General features: G+C 60.5%; 17 protein-coding genes and 1 tRNA gene. 14 read left to right on the top strand and 4 right to left on the bottom strand.

What is annotated here, in order from left to right:
* The first annotated feature begins 1 nt into the window (after window position 1).
* The 5 genes from sufC (at window position 2) to ACUIAD_RS06915 (ending at window position 4,862) form a co-directional block, all read left to right on the top strand.
* Window positions 2-781, top strand: a complete 780-nt coding sequence (gene sufC, locus ACUIAD_RS06935; protein WP_110452151.1) for a Fe-S cluster assembly ATPase SufC — start codon at window positions 2-4, stop codon at window positions 779-781.
* 21 nt (window positions 782-802) lie between these two features.
* Window positions 803-2,077: a SufS family cysteine desulfurase gene (locus tag ACUIAD_RS06930; protein ID WP_445343149.1), complete on the top strand. Its 1,275-nt coding sequence runs from the start codon at window positions 803-805 to the stop codon at window positions 2,075-2,077.
* A gap of 60 nt (window positions 2,078-2,137) precedes the next feature.
* A complete protein-coding gene (gene sufU, locus ACUIAD_RS06925; protein WP_445343148.1) occupies window positions 2,138-2,725 on the top strand; it encodes a Fe-S cluster assembly sulfur transfer protein SufU in 588 nt (195 codons plus the stop codon).
* Window positions 2,722-3,444 carry a metal-sulfur cluster assembly factor gene (locus ACUIAD_RS06920; RefSeq protein ID WP_445343147.1) on the top strand — a complete coding sequence of 241 codons (723 nt, stop codon included), beginning with the start codon at window positions 2,722-2,724 and terminating at the stop codon, window positions 3,442-3,444. Before sufU ends, ACUIAD_RS06920 begins: the two co-directional genes overlap by 4 nt.
* 101 nt (window positions 3,445-3,545) lie before the next feature.
* Window positions 3,546-4,862 carry a uracil-xanthine permease family protein gene (locus ACUIAD_RS06915; RefSeq protein ID WP_110452147.1) on the top strand — a complete coding sequence of 439 codons (1,317 nt, stop codon included), beginning with the start codon at window positions 3,546-3,548 and terminating at the stop codon, window positions 4,860-4,862.
* A gap of 204 nt (window positions 4,863-5,066) precedes the next feature.
* Here the strand turns inward: ACUIAD_RS06915 and ACUIAD_RS06910 are convergent, their stop codons facing one another.
* Together ACUIAD_RS06910 and ACUIAD_RS06905 are read right to left on the bottom strand one after the other, a co-directional pair.
* The gene (locus ACUIAD_RS06910; RefSeq protein WP_445343146.1) at window positions 5,067-5,933 is read right to left on the bottom strand and encodes a TrmH family RNA methyltransferase; all 867 of its coding nucleotides are present in this window, start codon (window positions 5,931-5,933) and stop codon (window positions 5,067-5,069) included.
* A gap of 266 nt (window positions 5,934-6,199) precedes the next feature.
* Window positions 6,200-6,288: transfer RNA gene (locus ACUIAD_RS06905), tRNA-Leu, on the bottom strand.
* A 120-nt stretch (window positions 6,289-6,408) separates the two neighbouring features.
* On the opposite strand from ACUIAD_RS06905, the gene ACUIAD_RS06900 reads away from it, so the two are divergent.
* From ACUIAD_RS06900 to era, 6 genes are all read left to right on the top strand, one after another.
* Window positions 6,409-7,209 (top strand): 16S rRNA (uracil(1498)-N(3))-methyltransferase, encoded by an 801-nt coding sequence (locus ACUIAD_RS06900; RefSeq protein ID WP_445343145.1) that lies wholly within the window; start codon window positions 6,409-6,411, stop codon window positions 7,207-7,209.
* A gap of 71 nt (window positions 7,210-7,280) precedes the next feature.
* Window positions 7,281-7,628 (top strand): histidine triad nucleotide-binding protein, encoded by a 348-nt coding sequence (locus ACUIAD_RS06895; RefSeq protein ID WP_110452144.1) that lies wholly within the window; start codon window positions 7,281-7,283, stop codon window positions 7,626-7,628.
* A 40-nt stretch (window positions 7,629-7,668) separates the two neighbouring features.
* Window positions 7,669-8,880, top strand: coding sequence for a PhoH family protein (locus tag ACUIAD_RS06890; protein ID WP_445343144.1), 1,212 nt, complete (start codon window positions 7,669-7,671; stop codon window positions 8,878-8,880).
* A complete protein-coding gene (gene ybeY / locus ACUIAD_RS06885) occupies window positions 8,877-9,431 on the top strand; it encodes an rRNA maturation RNase YbeY (RefSeq protein WP_110452142.1) in 555 nt (184 codons plus the stop codon). Before ACUIAD_RS06890 ends, ybeY begins: the two co-directional genes overlap by 4 nt.
* Window positions 9,424-10,836 carry a hemolysin family protein gene (locus tag ACUIAD_RS06880; protein ID WP_445343143.1) on the top strand — a complete coding sequence of 471 codons (1,413 nt, stop codon included), beginning with the start codon at window positions 9,424-9,426 and terminating at the stop codon, window positions 10,834-10,836. The genes ybeY and ACUIAD_RS06880 overlap by 8 nt, the downstream gene beginning before the upstream one ends.
* Entirely contained in the window at window positions 10,833-11,786 is a 954-nt protein-coding gene (gene era, locus ACUIAD_RS06875; protein ID WP_445343142.1) for a GTPase Era, read from the top strand. Before ACUIAD_RS06880 ends, era begins: the two co-directional genes overlap by 4 nt.
* 6 nt (window positions 11,787-11,792) lie before the next feature.
* Here the strand turns inward: era and ACUIAD_RS06870 are convergent, their stop codons facing one another.
* Window positions 11,793-13,784, bottom strand: coding sequence for an AMP-dependent synthetase/ligase (locus ACUIAD_RS06870; RefSeq protein ID WP_375315000.1), 1,992 nt, complete (start codon window positions 13,782-13,784; stop codon window positions 11,793-11,795).
* A 267-nt stretch (window positions 13,785-14,051) separates the two neighbouring features.
* Here ACUIAD_RS06870 and ACUIAD_RS06865 point away from each other — a divergent pair, with 267 nt between their 5' ends.
* From ACUIAD_RS06865 to ACUIAD_RS06855, 3 genes are all read left to right on the top strand, one after another.
* Window positions 14,052-14,675, top strand: coding sequence for a 50S ribosomal protein L25/general stress protein Ctc (locus ACUIAD_RS06865; RefSeq protein WP_110452138.1), 624 nt, complete (start codon window positions 14,052-14,054; stop codon window positions 14,673-14,675).
* A 188-nt stretch (window positions 14,676-14,863) separates the two neighbouring features.
* Window positions 14,864-15,991, top strand: coding sequence for a branched-chain amino acid aminotransferase (locus ACUIAD_RS06860; protein WP_110452137.1), 1,128 nt, complete (start codon window positions 14,864-14,866; stop codon window positions 15,989-15,991).
* A 181-nt stretch (window positions 15,992-16,172) separates the two neighbouring features.
* On the top strand, window positions 16,173-16,967 hold the full coding sequence (locus ACUIAD_RS06855) for a trimeric intracellular cation channel family protein (RefSeq protein ID WP_445343822.1): 795 nt from the start codon (window positions 16,173-16,175) through the stop codon (window positions 16,965-16,967).
* 40 nt (window positions 16,968-17,007) lie between these two features.
* Here the strand turns inward: ACUIAD_RS06855 and rpsT are convergent, their stop codons facing one another.
* Complete coding sequence (gene rpsT / locus ACUIAD_RS06850; RefSeq protein WP_110452135.1) at window positions 17,008-17,268, bottom strand: 30S ribosomal protein S20; 261 nt, start codon at window positions 17,266-17,268, stop codon at window positions 17,008-17,010.
* Window positions 17,269-17,323 lie beyond the last annotated feature (55 nt).

The following is a 17,323-nucleotide window of genomic DNA, read 5'->3' as shown; positions in this document are numbered from 1 at the left end:
CATGTCCACATTGGAAATCAAGGATCTGCACGTCTCGGTGGAGACCAAGGAGGGTCGCAAGCAGATCCTCAAGGGGGCCACGCTGACCGTTCACTCTGGCGAGACCCATGCCATCATGGGGCCCAACGGGTCGGGCAAGTCCACGCTAGCTTACACCCTGGCTGGTCATCCCAAGTATGAGGTGGACTCGGGCCAGGCTTTGCTGGATGGGCAGGACCTGCTTAAGATGACCCCGGACGAGCGGGCCAAGGCCGGGCTCTTCCTGGCCATGCAGTACCCGGTCGAGGTGCCCGGCGTATCCATGACCAACTTCCTGCGTACTGCCAAGACTGAGGTCGACGGCAAGGCTCCGGCCATCCGCCAGTGGACCAAGGATCTGAATGATGCCATGAAGCGGCTGCGCATGGATCCCAAGTTCGCCCAGCGCTCGGTCAATGAGGGCTTCTCAGGCGGTGAGAAGAAGCGGGCCGAAGTTCTGCAGCTGGAGCTGCTCAAGCCCAAGTTCGCTGTCCTGGACGAAACCGACTCCGGTCTGGACGTGGACGCCCTGCGCATCGTTTCCGAAGGAGTCAACAGGGCCAAGGAGAGCACGGGCATGGGTGTGCTCATGGTCACCCACTACACCAGGATCCTCAAGTACATCAAGCCTGACATCGTCCATGTCTTCGCCGACGGCCGTTTTGTGAAGACCGGTGGCCCTGAGCTGGCCGACACCCTGGAGGATACCGGGTACGACCAGTACTTGCCCGAGGGCGCCGACTCGGAATCGGCTCTGGCCTGAGGATAAGAGAAGAGGTCCGCAATGGTCATCGATGACAGTATTCGTCAGCAGTTTCCGATTCTGGACCAGCAGGTGCATGGTCACCCCTTGGTCTATCTGGATTCGGCCGCAACAGCTCAGAAGCCTCTGGCGGTCATCGATGCCGTTCGGGATTTCTACTTGAGGGACAACGCCGGGGTACACCGGGGCGCCCATGAGCTGGCCGCCCGCAGCACCATGGCCTTTGAGCATGCTCGCTCCCGCGTGGCCACCCTGGTCGGGGCAGAGGGGCAGGAGGGCGGCGAGGAGATTGTGGTCACCGCCGGTGCCACGGCCGCTCTGAACCTGCTGGCCACCGCCTTCAGCAACGCCAGCCTAGGTCGCGGAGGCAAGGCGGCACGTCGTTTCGCTCTGAAGCCGGGGGATGAGGTCGTGGTCACCAAGGCTGAGCACCACTCGGTCCTCCTGTCCTTCCAAGAGCTGTGCTACCGGACCGGAGCAGTCCTCAAGTACTTCGATCTGGATTCGGAGGGCCGCGTCCTGGCCGATACTGCCGACCAAGTCATTACTGAGCGGACCAAGGTGGTCGCCGTCACCCACGTCAGCAATGTGACCGGCGCCATCACCGACATTAAGCCCATCGTCCGCCGTGCCCACCAGGTGGGCGCCCTGGTAGTGCTGGACGTTTGCCAGTCGGTGCCTCATCTGCCTGTGGATCTGCATGCCATGGATGTGGACTTCGCTGCTTGGAGCGCTCACAAGATGTATGGCCCCACCGGCGTAGGCTTCCTCTACGGGCGTCGTGAACTCCTGGAAGCCCTGCCTCCGGCATCATTCGGCGGATCCATGGTGGAGCTGGCCTATCTGGACCGTCCAGCCAGCTACATGGATCCTCCGGCCCGGTTCGAGGCTGGAACACAGCCGGTGGCACAGATGATCGGCGCCGGAGTAGCCGCCGATTGGCTGATGGATTTGGGCATGGATAACGTGGCTGAACACGAGAGGACCATCACCGCTGGTCTGTTGCGACTGGGTGATTTGGAGGGTGTGCGAATTCTAGGGCCGACCACGCCAGAGGGCCGGATCGGTACGGTTGCTTTCGACGTTCAGGGAGTCCATCCTCACGACGTAGGCCAGTATGTGGATTCACGCGGTATTGCTATCCGCGTGGGACATCACTGCGCTCAGCCGGTGCACCGCCACTTTGGCCTGATGGCATCCAACCGGGCCTCAACGGGCGTTTACAATACTGTTGCCGATACGGATGCCCTGCTGGATGCCGTCTCCGGTGTCCGCAGCTTCTTCCGAGTGGCCTGAAGGCCTTCACCGGCAGCGCATAGACGGTTTTGACCAAGACGTACTGGTAAGTTTAAGGACATGGCGGATTTCGGTATGGACGACGAGGAACTGGAGCAGATGTACCAGGAGGTAATCCTGGACGCAGCACGAAATCCTCACGGGCGTGTAGGGGATCAGTCTGATGCGGGGGAAGACCCGGATGGCGACGGCGTGACCATCCGGGTGGAGCACGAGGCCTGTCTGGCTGCCGAGTCCCATCAGTTCAACCCCACCTGCGGGGATCAGGCCACCATCCATGTGGAGGTAGCGCCTGGCGAGCAGGGCGGTCCCGACCTCATCCAGCGAATCGTCTGGCAGGGTTCGGGCTGTTCCATCAGCCAGGCCAGCCTGTCCATCATGGTGGATCTGGTCCAGGGGCAGGCCGTCGATCATGCCATGGACCTGGCTGCCGATTTCCGCAAGCTCATGGAATCACGCGGAGCTGGACTTGAGGACGAGCAGACTCAGGATGTCCTTGGCGATGCCATGGTCTTCCAAGGCGTGTCCAAGTATCCCATGCGAATCAAGTGCGCTCTGCTGGGTTGGGAGGGTATGAAGGCCTCCGTGGCCCAAGCCCTGTCGGCTGGGCAAGAGGGCGACGAAGGTGCGAAGGAGGAGCAGGCATGAACGGCAATACGAATCTGGTGCCCGAACCCCAGGACTCCATCCTGGCCTCGGTGGGCAGAGCCATCAGCGATCCGGGTACGGCACAGGCGCTGGCCAGCAATCCTTTGGGTGCTGAAACGGTTTTGAAGTCGGCAGAAGGTAGTTCCATGCGCCAGGTCGATAGTCAGGCGGACAAGGAGTCCAATTTGACACAGTCTGATGATCAGAGTGCAGAAGCAGTTACATCAGGAGCTTCCCCTGATGGCGCGTCAGCGGACCGGGTCTCAAGCGACCAATCCTCGACCAGTGCGCCGGCCGGCAACAGCGCCAAGACTACGAACCAGAATGCCGCTGATGCTGAGGCCGCTGCTGAGGAAGCCATTCCTTTGAAGGCTGTTGACGACATCGGCCGGGCCACTGCTGAAGATGTCAAGGAGGCTCTGCACCAGGTCATCGACCCTGAGCTAGGCATTGACGTAGTTGACCTGGGGCTGGTCTACGGCATAGAAATCGACGAACTGGGAAGGGCCATCATCACCATGACCCTGACCACGCCGGCCTGCCCCCTGACTGACCTGATCGAGGATCAGTGCGCCAGCGTCCTTGCGGGCCTGGTGGAAGAGTTTCGCATCGATTGGACCTGGTCGCCGCGCTGGACCCTTGACATGATCACCCCAGAAGGTCGTGAGCAGTTGGCCGCCATCGGCTTCAACTTCGAGAACATGCCCACGTATCAGTGAGGATACCCGTCCGGCAGGCCGACTCGGGTCCTCCCATGCGAATATACTGATGTTTCCGGTCCGCCGTGACCGGCACGGCGCATGAGAGAAAGCACAGTGAAATGGCATTGTCCATGGGCTGGAAACTGCACGGAGACGGGAAGACATTGGCTCCGGGCGAAGTGGTGGAACCCGATGAGCGACTCACATGGCCACGTACGGCTGGCATCGGCGCCCAGCATGTCATCGCCATGTTCGGCTCCACCTTCCTGGTTCCTATTCTGACCGGATTCGACCCCTCTACAACCCTCTTCTTCACGGCCATGTCTACGGCCCTCTTCCTGCTGATCAACCGCAATCGCCTGCCCTCCTACCTGGGCAGCTCCTTTGGTTTTATAGCGCCGGTCCTGGCGGTGACCACCGCTCACAAGGGTCTGGCTGTGGCCTCCTTCGGGATCATGGTCACCGGCGCTCTGCTCTTCCTGATCGGCCTGATCGTCCACTTTGCCGGTTCGCGCTGGATCGATATGATTATGCCCCCTGTGGTCAATGGCGCCATCGTGGCCATCATCGGCTTCAATTTGGCCCCTTCGGCCTGGAAGAATTTCAAATCCGCTCCGCTGACCGCCTTGGTAACCCTGGTGGCCGTCATGCTGATAGCAGTCCTCTTCAAGGGACTGATTGGCCGACTCAACATTCTCTTGGGCGTCATCGTCGGGTATTGCTTCGCGGTCACACAGGGTCAGGTCGACTTCGCGGCTGTGGAAAAGGCCGCCTGGTTCGGTCTGCCTCACTTCCAGACTCCTCAGGCCGACCCCTCCGTCCTGGCCATGTTCATCCCCGTGGTGCTGGTCCTGGTGGCGGAGAACATCGGACATGTCAAGTCGGTGGCTCTGATGACCGGCCGCGATTATGACGATCAGATCGGCACAGCCCTGATGGCCGACGGGCTGGGTACCACTCTGGCCGGTTTGGGCGGAGGCTCGGGCACTACCACCTATGCTGAGAACATAGGCGTTATGGCCGCCACCAAGGTCTACTCCACGGCCGCCTATTGGTGTGCTGCAATCTTCGCCTTCCTGCTCTCCCTCTGCCCCAAGTTCGGGGCCATCATCAATACCATTCCCACTGGCGTTCTGGGCGGGGTCACCACCATGCTCTATGGCATGATCGGCATGCTGGGCATCCGCATCTGGGTGGAGAACAAGGTGGACTTCGGCAAGTCCGTCAACATGACCGTGGGCGCCGTCGTCATGATCGTGGGCATCGCTGACTTCACCTTCGCGGTGGCCGGGGTCAGCTTCAACGGTATCGCCATTGGCTCTGTGGCTACGCTGGTTATGTACCACGGTCTCAAGGCCATCGGCCGCTGGCGGGGGACCATCGACCCGGACGACTACATTCATGAGGATCCGCAGGCCGTCTCCCAAGAGAGCTGATTGCCTCGGTATCGTCCGACTTTCCGTGGTTTCCTGATGCTGAAGATTGCCTGATGTTAATTGATTGCCCGATATTAAGTACTCGGCCATGGAATGAAGCGACGGAGGGCCGCAGGACTCTGCTGCTGAGCAGAGGACTCAGTTCCTGGCTTGATCGGTTGACTGGCTTGTTCAAATAACTGGCTGGACCAGCTCTGGCAAGGTTCAGCCAGCGCGCTTGGGTCTGGTCGCATAGAAGGCTACAGCGCTTGACGCGGCCACGTTCAGGCTGTCTACGTCGTGGCTCATGGGAATGCGTACAGTGAGGTTCGCACTGGCGATGGTCCTGTGACTCAGTCCATCACCTTCCGTACCGAATATCAGAGCCAGACGATCGATCCGGTTGGGTCCGGGACCTAGACGCTCCGCCAGCTCATCCAGGCTGATGGCATCCCGGTTCAGGGCCATAGCCGCCGTCGTGAAGCCCAGATCCTGCAGTTGGCGCATGCCCTGGTCGGGCCAGGCGTGGATATCATCGCCGCCGATCCTGGTCCATGGAACCTGAAAGACCGTGCCCATGGAGACTCTTGCAGCTCTGCGGTACAGAGGATCAGAGCAGGATGGCGTGACTAGGATGGCATCCACCTGCAGGGCGGCAGCTGAACGCATCAGGGCACCGATGTTGGTGTGATCAACAATATTCTCCATGACGGCTACTCGCTTTGCTGATCGGCAAATCTGCTCAACAGTGGGCAGAGGCCAGCGTCTCATGGCGGCCAGCGCGCCTCGATGGAGCCGGTAGCCAGTGATCGTTTTGAGCTGTGCAGGGCTGGCCACATAGACGGGGACGTTAGGTCCGAAGGTTGCGTCCACCTGATCGAACATGGAACGCATTCCCTCCAGCCATGGTTCCTCCACCAGGAAAGAGATAGGTTCTACCCCAGCATCCAGAGCACGGGCGATAACCTTGGGGGATTCGGCGATGAACAGGCCCTTGGCGGGTTCCAGACGATTGCGCAGCTGTGGCTCTGTCAGCCTGGTGAAGGCCTCGATTCTGTCGTCCTCGATGGAGTCGATTCTCACTCTGAGCACGCCTGTAGCTCCTTCTTCTGGTTCTTGGGCCTTTGAGGGACCCGTGTTCTGTCAACAGCATAGGCGGCGCAACCGAAAACCGGGCATGTGTGATTTTCACTCAAGAACACTGATAATAAGTCAAAATGAGCTGTACTCATCAGTTGCATTAATCAAAAAAGCAACGGCACGAGCCATACATGAATCCGTGGATGAAATATTCAACGCTAATTTTCAATAAATACGAAACATGAGAATCGAGGTGGCCCCATTGATGAGAAGCTGAGTGTCCGGAACGGGAGTTGAACCCGTACGCCTGTATATATATAGGCACTAGCACCTCAAGCTAGCGCGTCTACCATTCCGCCACCCGGACAGGTGCGTAATCGCAACGCAGACAATCATAGCATCTCAGGCGGCATCGCGCACTGGGCGATTGGGGGGTGCGTGTCGTCGTGGGAGAGCGCTTTTCGGCAGCGGGCTGTAGCCTGTCACCATGACTGCACCCCTCTTTCTGCTGGATCCCGACCACGATGATTCCCCACTGGCCAGCGACGAGCTTCACACTGGCTGGCGTCTGACCCTGCCCGAGCATATTCGTCGCCACGCTCTGGGCTCCATGAGGCTGCAGAACGGGGATCAGCTGGATCTTTCGGACGGAAACGGACTGCGGATCAGTGCCTTGGTCAGGGATGCTTCGACCGGTTTGGTGGAGGTCATCGCTGTGGGCCGCCAGGCACTTCCAGAGAAGGGACTGGTTCTTGTTCAGGCTCTGGCCAAGGGCGGCAGGGACGAGCAGGCCATCGACATGGCCACCCAGATCGGGGTCGATCAGGTCATGCCCTGGCAGGCTGCTCGATCCATTGCCAAATGGCGGACTGGTCGCAACGACCGCCACTGGCAGGCCACCTTGGACGCAGCCACTGAGCAAAGCCGGAGGGCCTACCGTCCTCGACTACTGGGCAAGGTAGACAGCCATGGTCTAGCCGCTTGGTGCCGGATGGCAACCAATCAGGGAAATCTAGTGCTGGTTCTGCACCAGGATGCCGACCTTGGGTGGGATGCGGTCCGTAAACGTGTTGGCGAGCTGCCAGATGGCTCGTCAGTTGCTGTGGTTGTGGGTCCCGAGGGTGGGATTGCCGATCAGGAGGTCCAGGCCATGATGAGGCAGGGGGCCCTGCCGGTAAGGCTGGGAGGCAACATACTCAGGGCGGCTCTGGCTGGACCTGTGGCCCTGACTCTGCTGGCGGATATGATGGGCCGCTGGCATTCAGAAGCCCCTGAGCCCAGCGCATGAAGTAGATCGCAATATACGTCCTCGACCATAAAATGGAAAACAGCATTGTCAGCAAACGGTAAGGAGTGGCTATGAGCGATGACGATCGACAGGAGGACTGCATTTTCTGCAGAATCGTGGCGGGAGAGGTTCCCAGCGAAAAAGTCTATGAGGATGAGACCGTCTACGCTTTCAAGGATGCCAACCCCAAGGCAGCCGTCCACGTCCTGATCGTCCCGCGCCACCACTACGGATCGGTGGCCGAACTGGCCAAGGCGGATCCCGATACCCTGGCCCGCATAGTCCAGGTGGCGCAGCGAATCGCCGACCAGGACTTCCATGGAGCCTACCGGTTGATCTTCAATACGGGAGAGGATGCCGGCCAGTCGGTCTTCCACGTCCACGCCCACGTTCTGACCGGACAGGTGCTTCCCGAGTGAGGCCCGCATTCACCATCGTCATCGTGCAGGAAGGGAATCCGTGGCGGTAACTACGCGAACCTTGGAGATTCCGGAGGGGATCGACCCGGTTCAGGTGCTGGGGCCGGAGGATGCAGTCATCGACAGGATCGAGCGTGCCTTTCCGGCCGTGTCCATTCTGGTTCGGGGCAACCGGATCATGCTGCGGGCCCAGGATCGGCAGGGCGATGTCCAGGCGGCACAGATCAGGGACCTGCTGTCAGAACTCATGCAGACCGCCGACCAAGTCCCTGTGGATGCCGATCAGGTGGGGCGAATACTGGACCACCGCCGTCTAGGGACCGCAGACGCTAACAATGGTTCACATCCGGTGGAGTCCGCCGATGCCGATTCGGCAGAAGAGCAGAAAATTACAGACAGCAATACCGCAGATCAAACCTTTGCAGACTGCAAAATCCGGGACCGCAATACGACAGACCATACTCACGTAGACCGCAATTATCGGAGGGCAGATATTGCAGAACCGGAGGGGGGCAGCCCCCTTGAAGATGCCGACCAGTCCCGTAAGATAGCAAGCTCTGCAGTTCGTCGCCGTCCCTTGACCCAGGCCGCCAAGGGTCCGATCAGGCCCAAGACCGCTGGCCAGTCAGCCTACGTGGCCGCCATCGAAACGCATACCATCACTTTCGGCATCGGCCCAGCCGGCACCGGCAAGACCTATCTTGCGGTAGCCAAGGCCGTTCAGGAATTCCGGGCTGGGCGCACCGGGCGCATAATTCTGACCAGGCCGGCCGTGGAGGCAGGGGAGAGCCTGGGATTCCTGCCTGGCACGCTTAATGAGAAGGTTGATCCCTACCTGCGACCCCTCTACGATGCCCTTGCCGATATGCTGGGGGCCACGCGTCTTCATCGTCTACTGGCCGATGAGACTATCGAAGTGGCCCCGCTTGCTTATATGCGCGGGCGCACGCTGAACGATGCCTTCGTCATTCTGGATGAGGCCCAGAACACCACTCGCAGGCAGATGAAGATGTTCCTGACCCGCTTGGGCTTCAACACCAAAATGGTCATCACCGGCGATGTCACCCAGGTGGATCTGGGCGGACCCGCATCGGGTCTGGCCACCATAGAAGAGATTCTGCATGGCATCGACGATATCGCCTTCGTACATCTACAGGCGGCTGACGTGGTACGCAATAGGCTGGTCGGGCAGATTGTCCGGGCCTACGACCGCTCCGATCAGGCCCGCAGCCGGGGACGGGGGCAGGCATGAGCGTAGAAGTGACCAACGAGACCCAGTGGCTGATTGACGCCAAGACCTTCTCCGACCTGGGGGTATGGGTACTGGATCAGATGCGTGTGAGCACCCAGTCCGACATGACAATCCTCTTCAACGATCCCGAGCCCATGGCGGTGCTGCACGAGCGCTGGATGAACCTGGCGGGCCCAACCGATGTCATGAGCTTTCCCATGGACGAGCTGCGCCCAGGCGACGAGGACCATCGGCAGGAGGGCATCCTAGGGGATATAGTCATCTGTCCCTGGGTGGCGGCTCAACAGGCCCTGGCGGCAGGCCATTCCACCATGGAAGAGATGCTGCTGCTCGCCATCCATGGGACGCTGCACTTGCTGGGGTATGACCACGTCGGCAAGGAGCAGGAGGCGCAGATGTTCGGTCTGCAACGTCAGCTGCTGCTGACCTTCCTCGCTTTGCGTCAGGGACCCATCGCGGATGCCGGTCTGCCGGCCGGGGCCGTCAATGCTCTGGAGATCTATGAGCGGTTCGGTCGTGATGCCCACCAGAAAGGCGGATCCCATGAGTGAGCAGGCAATTGCCGCAATAGTGGTTTTGGCTCTAGTCGCCATCGCTTTGGTCGTTCTCTCCCTTGCACTGGCCGAGGCTCAAGGGGCGCTCAATCGTGTGACCCGATCCAGTCTCAACAATTTGATTTTGGGTCTGCAGACCGACCAGGAGCTCAGCCAGTTCTCCAGAATGAAGCGGATCGATCGGATTCATCGAGCCCAGAGTCTGATCTCCCAGCGGCAAGTGACGGGAAGTGCCTGCGCCTTTGTGCGCATCATCTGCGACATCATGGTCGGCGTCCTGGTGGCCTGCATGGCTGCTCTTGGCGGTCTATTTCTCTGGGAGCAGCTGCTGTGCGGGGTCGCCATGGCCATCCTGGTGGCTGCGGTCTCCGTCACCCTGGGTCCTCGTGGCCGTTCACGTCAGCCCATGGAAGCATTGCTCAAGCACGTTCGCCTGGTCGGGCTGGCTGTTCTCCTTACACCTTTCAAGCGTCGGCGGCAGGCTGAAGCCCGTTCCCGCAAAAACCATCGCGGCGACCTTTCCGACGACGAGGAGCTGGAGAAGATCCAGATCGAGCAGGGTCGAGCCATGGTCGATCAACTGGTGGAGGCCGGCGCTTTCGATCCCGAGATCTCTGAGATGCTGAAGAACGTGTTGACCCTGTCGACCACGCTGACACGCGAAATCATGGTTCCCCGCACCGACATGATCTGCATCTCCAAGGACGCCAGTCTGGATTCGGCCCTGAAGCTCTTCTCTAGATCGGGATTCTCCCGCATTCCCGCCATTGGGGACGACGTGGATGATCTGGTTGGCATCGTCTACTTGAAGGATGTTGTCCGTGCCATAGCCTTCAACCACAGAGGCGACAGATCAGTCGCTTCCATTATCCGTCGGCCTGTTCTGGTTCCAGAATCCAAGCCAGTGGACGATCTCTTTCACTACATGCAGCGCTCCCGCCACCACTTGGCCGTGGTTGTGGACGAGTATGGAGGCATCGCTGGCCTGGTCACCATTGAAGATGCCATTGAGCAGATTGTGGGCGAGCTGGAGGATGAGCACGACCGGGTCCAGCATGATGAACCCAAGCAGATCGGTACGCACACCTGGCAGCTGCCGGTCCGCACGCCCATTGCCGACTTGGAGGAGCTCTACGAGATCACCATTGACGAGGATGATGTGGATACGGTCTATGGTCTGCTGACCAAGCTGCTTGGCTCAGTGCCCGTCTCTGGCTCATCGGCGGTGACGCGCGGAATCAGGCTGACCGCTGGCGAAGCCGTGGGCCGCCGCAAGAAGATTGCCACTATTGTGGTAGAGCCAGCCAATGGATCCAGCATCGCTCTGGAGGACGGTGCGGAGCAAGAAGGCGAGAAAGCCGACGGGGATCAACCCGTGCAGGACAGTCAGGAGAATTCATGACCGAGGAAGAACAGAGCGGGGCCAAGGCGCCGGTCCATCGATCGGGGTTCGTGGCGGTAGTGGGCCGACCCAATGTGGGCAAGTCCACGCTCATGAACGCTCTGGTGGGCAGGCCCATTGCCATTGCTTCCTCAAGGCCGGAGACTACCCGCAAGGCCATCCGAGGAATCATGACCCGTCCCGAGGCTCAGGTGGTCCTGGTGGATACGCCAGGCATTCACCGTCCGCGTACCCTGTTGGGTCAGCGGCTCAACGACGTGGTGGAATCCTCCCTGTCGGACGTGGATGCCATTGCCTTTTTGCTGCCGGCCGACCAGGCCATCGGCCCAGGCGATCGTCGCATTCTTAGCCGACTGCGCTCCGAATTCGCCCTCAAGGACAAGGATGGCAAGTGGCTTTGGCGGAGGCCGCTTATTGCCGTAGTGACCAAGATTGACCAGCTGAACAAGGGCCGGCTGGTGGACAAGCTCCTGGAGATCAGCGCCTTTGCTGATTTCTCGCAGATCGTTCCGGTCAGTGCCTTGGAGTCCGACAACGTGGACGAGGTGGCACAGGTGCTGATCGACGCTATGCCTGAGGGCCCTCAGCTCTACCCTGACGACCAGCTGACTGAGGAGCGTCCCGAGGATATGATCGCCGAAATGGTCCGAGGAGCCTACCTGGAGGAGCTTGATGACGAGCTGCCGCACTCCCTGGCTGTTCGCGTGGAGTCCATCGACCCGGATCCAGAGGGCGGGCAGGACACGATTCATATAAGCATTTATGTAGAGCGCGACTCCCAAAAACCTATCGTCATCGGGCGCGGGGCTGAACATCTGGTGCGGGTGAAGAAGAAGCTGCGCACCGCCGTCAACCGGACCATGGGCCGCAAGGTCCGGTTGGATCTGCACGTCAAAGTGGCTCGCAACTGGCAGACCGACCCCAGGCAGCTGGAGCGCCTGGGGTTCTGATCTTGCTCAGCGGCGAGGTGTCGGTGTGCGCTTGGCCGTGTACATTCGAGTATTCAGCAGGTCGGCGTAGCGCTCGATGACCTTGGGCCGGATCACCTTCATGGAAGGTGTCATCAGCCCATTGTCCTGGGTGAACTCCTCGGGCAGAATGATGAATTTGCGCACCGACTCGGCCCGGGAGACGCCCTCGTTGGCCCGGTCCACATATTCCTGGACCTCGGCCCGTACCACGGCGTTCTGCGCCGCCTCCTGCAGGGACATGTTGCGATCCAGCCCCTTGGAGGCCAGCCAGGGTCGCAGGGCGGACTCGTTGAGGGTGACCAGAGCCGAAATGAAGGGGCGCTTGTCACCCAGAACCAGGGCCTGGGAGACGATCTCGGAACGCTCGATGACCTCCTCAATGGGCCTTGGGGAGACGTTCTTGCCGCCAGCCGTGATGATCAGGTCCTTCTTGCGCCCGGTCAGGAAGAGGAATCCGTCACGGGATAGCCGTCCCAGGTCGCCTGTGGCGTACCAGCCGTCCTCGGTGAAGGAATCACGGGTAGCCTCATCGTTCTTGTGGTACCGGTGGAATACGCAGATTCCCTTGATCTGCACCTCGCCGTCTGAGGCGATGCGGATAGTGAATCCCGGGAAGGGGATGCCCACTGAGCCTCTGTGGTAGGGGGTACCAAGAGGGTTGAATGCGCAGGGTGCGGTAGTCTCGGTCAGACCGTAGCCCTCATAGACCGGAACATTGGAGCCGCGGAAGAACCCCAGCAGCTCCGGGTCCAGGGGAGCGCCTCCGGAGACGATCCACTTGGCCCTCCCGCCCAGGACCTGACGCAGAGAAGAGTACACCAGCGGGTCGTAGAGAGCACGCCGCAGGGCGCTGCGCCTGGTCGGCCAGCCCTGACGGGAGATGTCCTCCATGTAGGTGCGTGCTGCTTTGGCGGCACCGTTGAAGATTCTGCCCTTGATGCCGTGACCAGCCTTCTGGGAAGCGGCGTTGTAGACCTTTTCGAATACCCTGGGCACGCCGATGATGACCGTAGGCTTGGACTCCTGCAGGTCGGACAGCAGAGTGGCCAGTCCGGAGGAGATGTATACGTGCATAGTCCCGTACACGACCCCGTAGCTGATAGCCCGAGCAAAGGTGTGGGCCTGGGGCAGGAAGAGCAGGATGGATCCATTTGGGTCATGGGTCAGATTGGGGATGAAGGCGTTCAGGTTTCTGGCCAGTTGACAATAATGCTCATGAGTCATCTCCACGCCCTTGGGCGCTGCTGTGGAACCGGAGGTGTAAACGATGGAGCAGAGGTCGGTCTTGCGAATGGAGTTGATCCGCTCGTCGAGCTCGGCATCGCTGACCGATTCTCCGTAAGCCTGAAGCTCCTGCAGAGCCCCGGATTCCAGACAGGCGATGCGCTCCAGGGTTGGGCACTCCTTGTCTGCTCCCTCGGCCTTGGCCCGCATCTCGCTGGTCTGCACCACCAGCAGCCTGGCATCGGAGTTGTTGACGATGAATCGTATCTGCTCAGCTGAATCGGTGTCGTAGATGGTGGCGATGACCCCGCCGATGGATAGTACGGCGGCGTCCACGATGTCCCACTCGTAGCTGGTCCTGCACATGAAGGCGACTGCATCGCCCTTCTGTAGCCCGTAGTGCATGAAGCCCTTGGCGGTGGTCCTGATGTCATGCAGAATCTCTCGGCCGGTACGGTAAGTCCAGCTCCCGTTCTCCATGAAGTGCAGGACCGGCTGGTCTGGGGTGCGACGGGCTCGGTCGGCGTAGATGTCGTAGACAGTCATCTCGTCAGGCACCGGTCCCATGCCGGCAGTAGTGGCCGATAGCAGACCGGATGTCGGATCCATGCGCGTGGTGGTCGCGTAGTCGGCCGACCAGAAATGCGTGTTGGGCAGAGCGAGAGACTCCTCGGCGGTCCGGGGCGCGCCCTGTGACGGATCTGCATTCTCCTCGCCAGTCGGTCCCTCCCCATGACCCACCTGGTGTGCCACAAAAGATTTGACCGATGCTAGTAACGACACGTTGTCTCCTTCAATAATCGCGGGATATGTCCAGAATAGCCGCCTACTTGGAGAAGGACGGTCCCGGTGCTAAAGTAGGCACGTTGCTTTGGCGAGGGAGGCCTTCACGGTCTCCGTTATCGACTCGGCTGGATCATCGGCGGCCTTTCCTTTTGGGCGGTCCGGAATCCGACGCGGCGATGCGCCAGGACCGGCCCAGGTCGGTCTTGTAGGTACCACTCAAGAAAGGAAGCCAGCATGGCTAACACCATTAAGCTCGAGGGCGAAGTCCGCGACCAATTCGGCAAGGGGGCGGCACGCCGCATGCGCGTGGCCCAGCAGATCCCCGCCACCATATACGCTGGCGGCGCCCAGCCAGACTACATCAAGCTGCCCATGCGCGAGACCACGCTGGCCCTGCGTCGTGCCAACGCTCTCTTCTCCATTAGCTTTGGCGGGCAGACCAAGACGGCCGTGGTCAAGGATGTGCAGCGCAACCCGGTCAAGCGCCAGGTGGAGCACATCGACTTCTATGAGGTTCGCGCCGGAGAGAAGGTCACCGTGGAAGTGCCTGTCTTCGTCAGCGGCGAGACCAAGGGTGCTGCCGTGGCCCTGATCGACACCCAGAACCTGCAGGTCCGGGCCGATGTGTCCAACCTGCCCGAGCGCATCGATATCAGTGTCGAAGGCCTGTCCGAGGGCGACAAGATTCTGGCCAAGGACATCAAGCTGCCCGAGGGCTCCGAGTTGATCATCGACGACATGGAGGACTCCATCGTCTCTGTCGAGATCCCCAAGGAGGAGAGCCTGGAGACCCCCGCCGAGGAAACCGAACAGACCGATGCGGAAGCTGCTCCGGAGGCCGACGACCAGAGCGAGTGAACCCGGAGGTTCGATCTGCGAAGGCCATGGGATCATCACGATCCTGTGGCCTTTTTGTCTAAGTCGGTCACTATGCGAAATCCGCTGAACAGGTCAAGGCCTGCCTATGCGATAGTTCGGGTACCGGGCATCGCCACAAGCATCGCACCCGAGCAACCAAATACAGTAGCAAGAAGAAGTGGTAGATAATGGCAGAGCAATCACATCATGACCCGAAGGCACTCAATGAGTTGGCGGACGCTTTCAAGGTCATTCCCAACGATCATCCCGCCTCTGACGAGGAGCGTGCCCGGCTGATCGACAAGCCTGCATTCGGTCAGCTCTTCTCAGACAACATGACCCATATGGCATGGACTTCGGATGACGGCTGGAAGGATCGCAGGGTTGAGCCCTATGGACCGCTCAGTCTGGATCCGGGAGCCTCGGTGCTTCACTACGCCCAGGAGGCCTTTGAGGGACTCAAGGCCTACTACCATGAAGACGGCTCCATCTGGCTCTTCCGTCCCGATGCCAATGCTCAGCGCTTCTACAACTCAGCCAAGCGCCTGGCCCTGCCCCCGCTTGATCCGAAGGACTTCCTAGGGTCGGTCGCAGCCCTGGTTCGTCGTGACGCTGCCTGGGTGCCCAAGCGGCGCGAGTACACGCTCTATATGCGTCCTTACATGTTCGCATCTGAGCCCTTCCTGGGCGTGCGCGCCCCGCATGCGGTGGACTATTGCGTCATCGCGTCGCCCTCGGGACCCTACTTCGCCGGCGGCGTCAAGCCGGTCAGCATCTGGGTGGAGGACAAGTGGTTCCGCACCGGCCCCGGTGGCACCGGATTCGCCAAGTGCGGCGGCAACTATGCGGCCTCCCTGCTTGGCGAGAACCGTGGGGCCGAGCATGGCTGCGAGCAGGTTTGCTTCGTCGATGCTGCCACCAAGACCTACCTGGAGGAGCTGGGCGGCATGAACATGTTCACCGTCCACAAGGACGGGCACTTGGAGACCCCTAGCCTGACCGGAACCATTCTGCCGGGCGTCACCCGCAACTCCCTGATCGCTTTGGCTCAGGACCACGGTAGGGATGTGGTGGAGACCATGATCCGTCTGGATACGCTGCTGGACGATATCCGTTCGGGCGAGGTCACCGAGGTGTTCGCCTGCGGAACCGCCGCCATCATCACTCCCATCGGGCGTTTCAAGTCCGAGAACTTCGACGTTCAGGTGGCGGACGGCGGTTCAGGCAAGGTCACCATGGACCTGCGCAACGAGCTCTTGGGCATCCAGCTGGGCGAGATCGAAGACCCGCACGACTGGATGTGGAAGGTCTGCTGAGCGCTGACCTCATTCCTGTCTGACAGGTCTCACAACGAAGGCGGCTTCGGGCGGTACTCGCCCTGAGCCGCTTTCATTCATATTTGTGGCCTTGGGCACATGACCGGCCTGTTCAACTACGGGGTTGGCTAATCTATGAACAGACTTGAGTGCGAGACGATTCCGGGAGGAGAAGCAGGGGATGAAGACCGCCTTGGAGGGGAATCTGATCTTCATGGTCATCGAGTACCTTGGCATCTTCAGCTGCGGACTTTCGGGTGGCCTGGCTGCTGTGCGCAAGGGCTACGACATCATCGCCATCCTGCTCGTCTCCTGGATCAGCGCTCTGGGAGGCGGTGTGGTCCGCGATGTTCTGCTGGGCCAGGTGCCGCCTAGCGGCATCACCGACAAGGGCTCGGTCATTGTCACGCTGGCTTCGGGCCTGGTAGTGGCTGTCGCCCATCCTGAAATCAGCAGGATGACCTGGTCTATGCTGGTCACCGATGCCATGGCTTTGGGATCCTTCGCGGTCAACGGGACCTCCAAGGCGCTGATGAGCGGAACCGGGGGCATGACGGCCATCTTCATGGGCATGGCCACGGCCCTGGTCGGGGGCCTGCTGCGAGATATCCTTCTCAACCAGGTGCCTGCGGTCATTCAGGACCAGCACTGGTATGCCCTGCCTTCCCTGATCGGCTGTCTGCTGACATTGGCCTCCACGCGCGCCCAACAGCACGGGTTCTATCCGGTTCGGGTCGACATGGCCTTGGACCTGGCCATTGTGGCCCTGGTGGTCGTCCTGCGCATCATCTCGGTGAAATTCGACATCCTGGTGCCTGGGGCGGTTGATCGCCGCTTGGCTCGGCTGCCGCTCAGCGATGCCCAGCTGGCCAGGGCTATCCGTCATCTGATGCGTGGCCGGTCGAACATCAGCGTCACCATCAAGCACACCGACGAGGACCCAGCAGGGGAGTCGGATACCAAAAAGGGCCGGTGATCCAAGCGCTTGGATCACCGGCCCCCATGGGGCATCCGACTCAGAGGGCGTTAACGGCGCTGGCCAGACCGGATTTGCGGTTGGCAGCCTGGTTGCGGTGGATCACACCCTTGCCTGCGGCCTTGTCCAGACGACGGGCAGCCACTTGGTAGGCAGCCTGAGCGGCCTCCTTGTCACCTGCATCTACGGCCTTGCGCACGGAACGCACGGAGGTCTTGATCGCGCTCTTGACCTCCTTGTTGCGCAGGTGCGCCTTTTCGTTGGTGATGACCCGCTTCTTCTGCGACTTGATGTTTGCCAATGTTGCTCCAAACGATGAATGTATCTGTACAGACAACCCACCATAGTAGCACTCG

It is taken from the genome of Bifidobacterium sp. ESL0819 (assembly GCF_052606245.1).
Note: the sequence above shows the minus strand (reverse complement) of the source record. Positions and strands in the feature narration are given on the sequence as shown.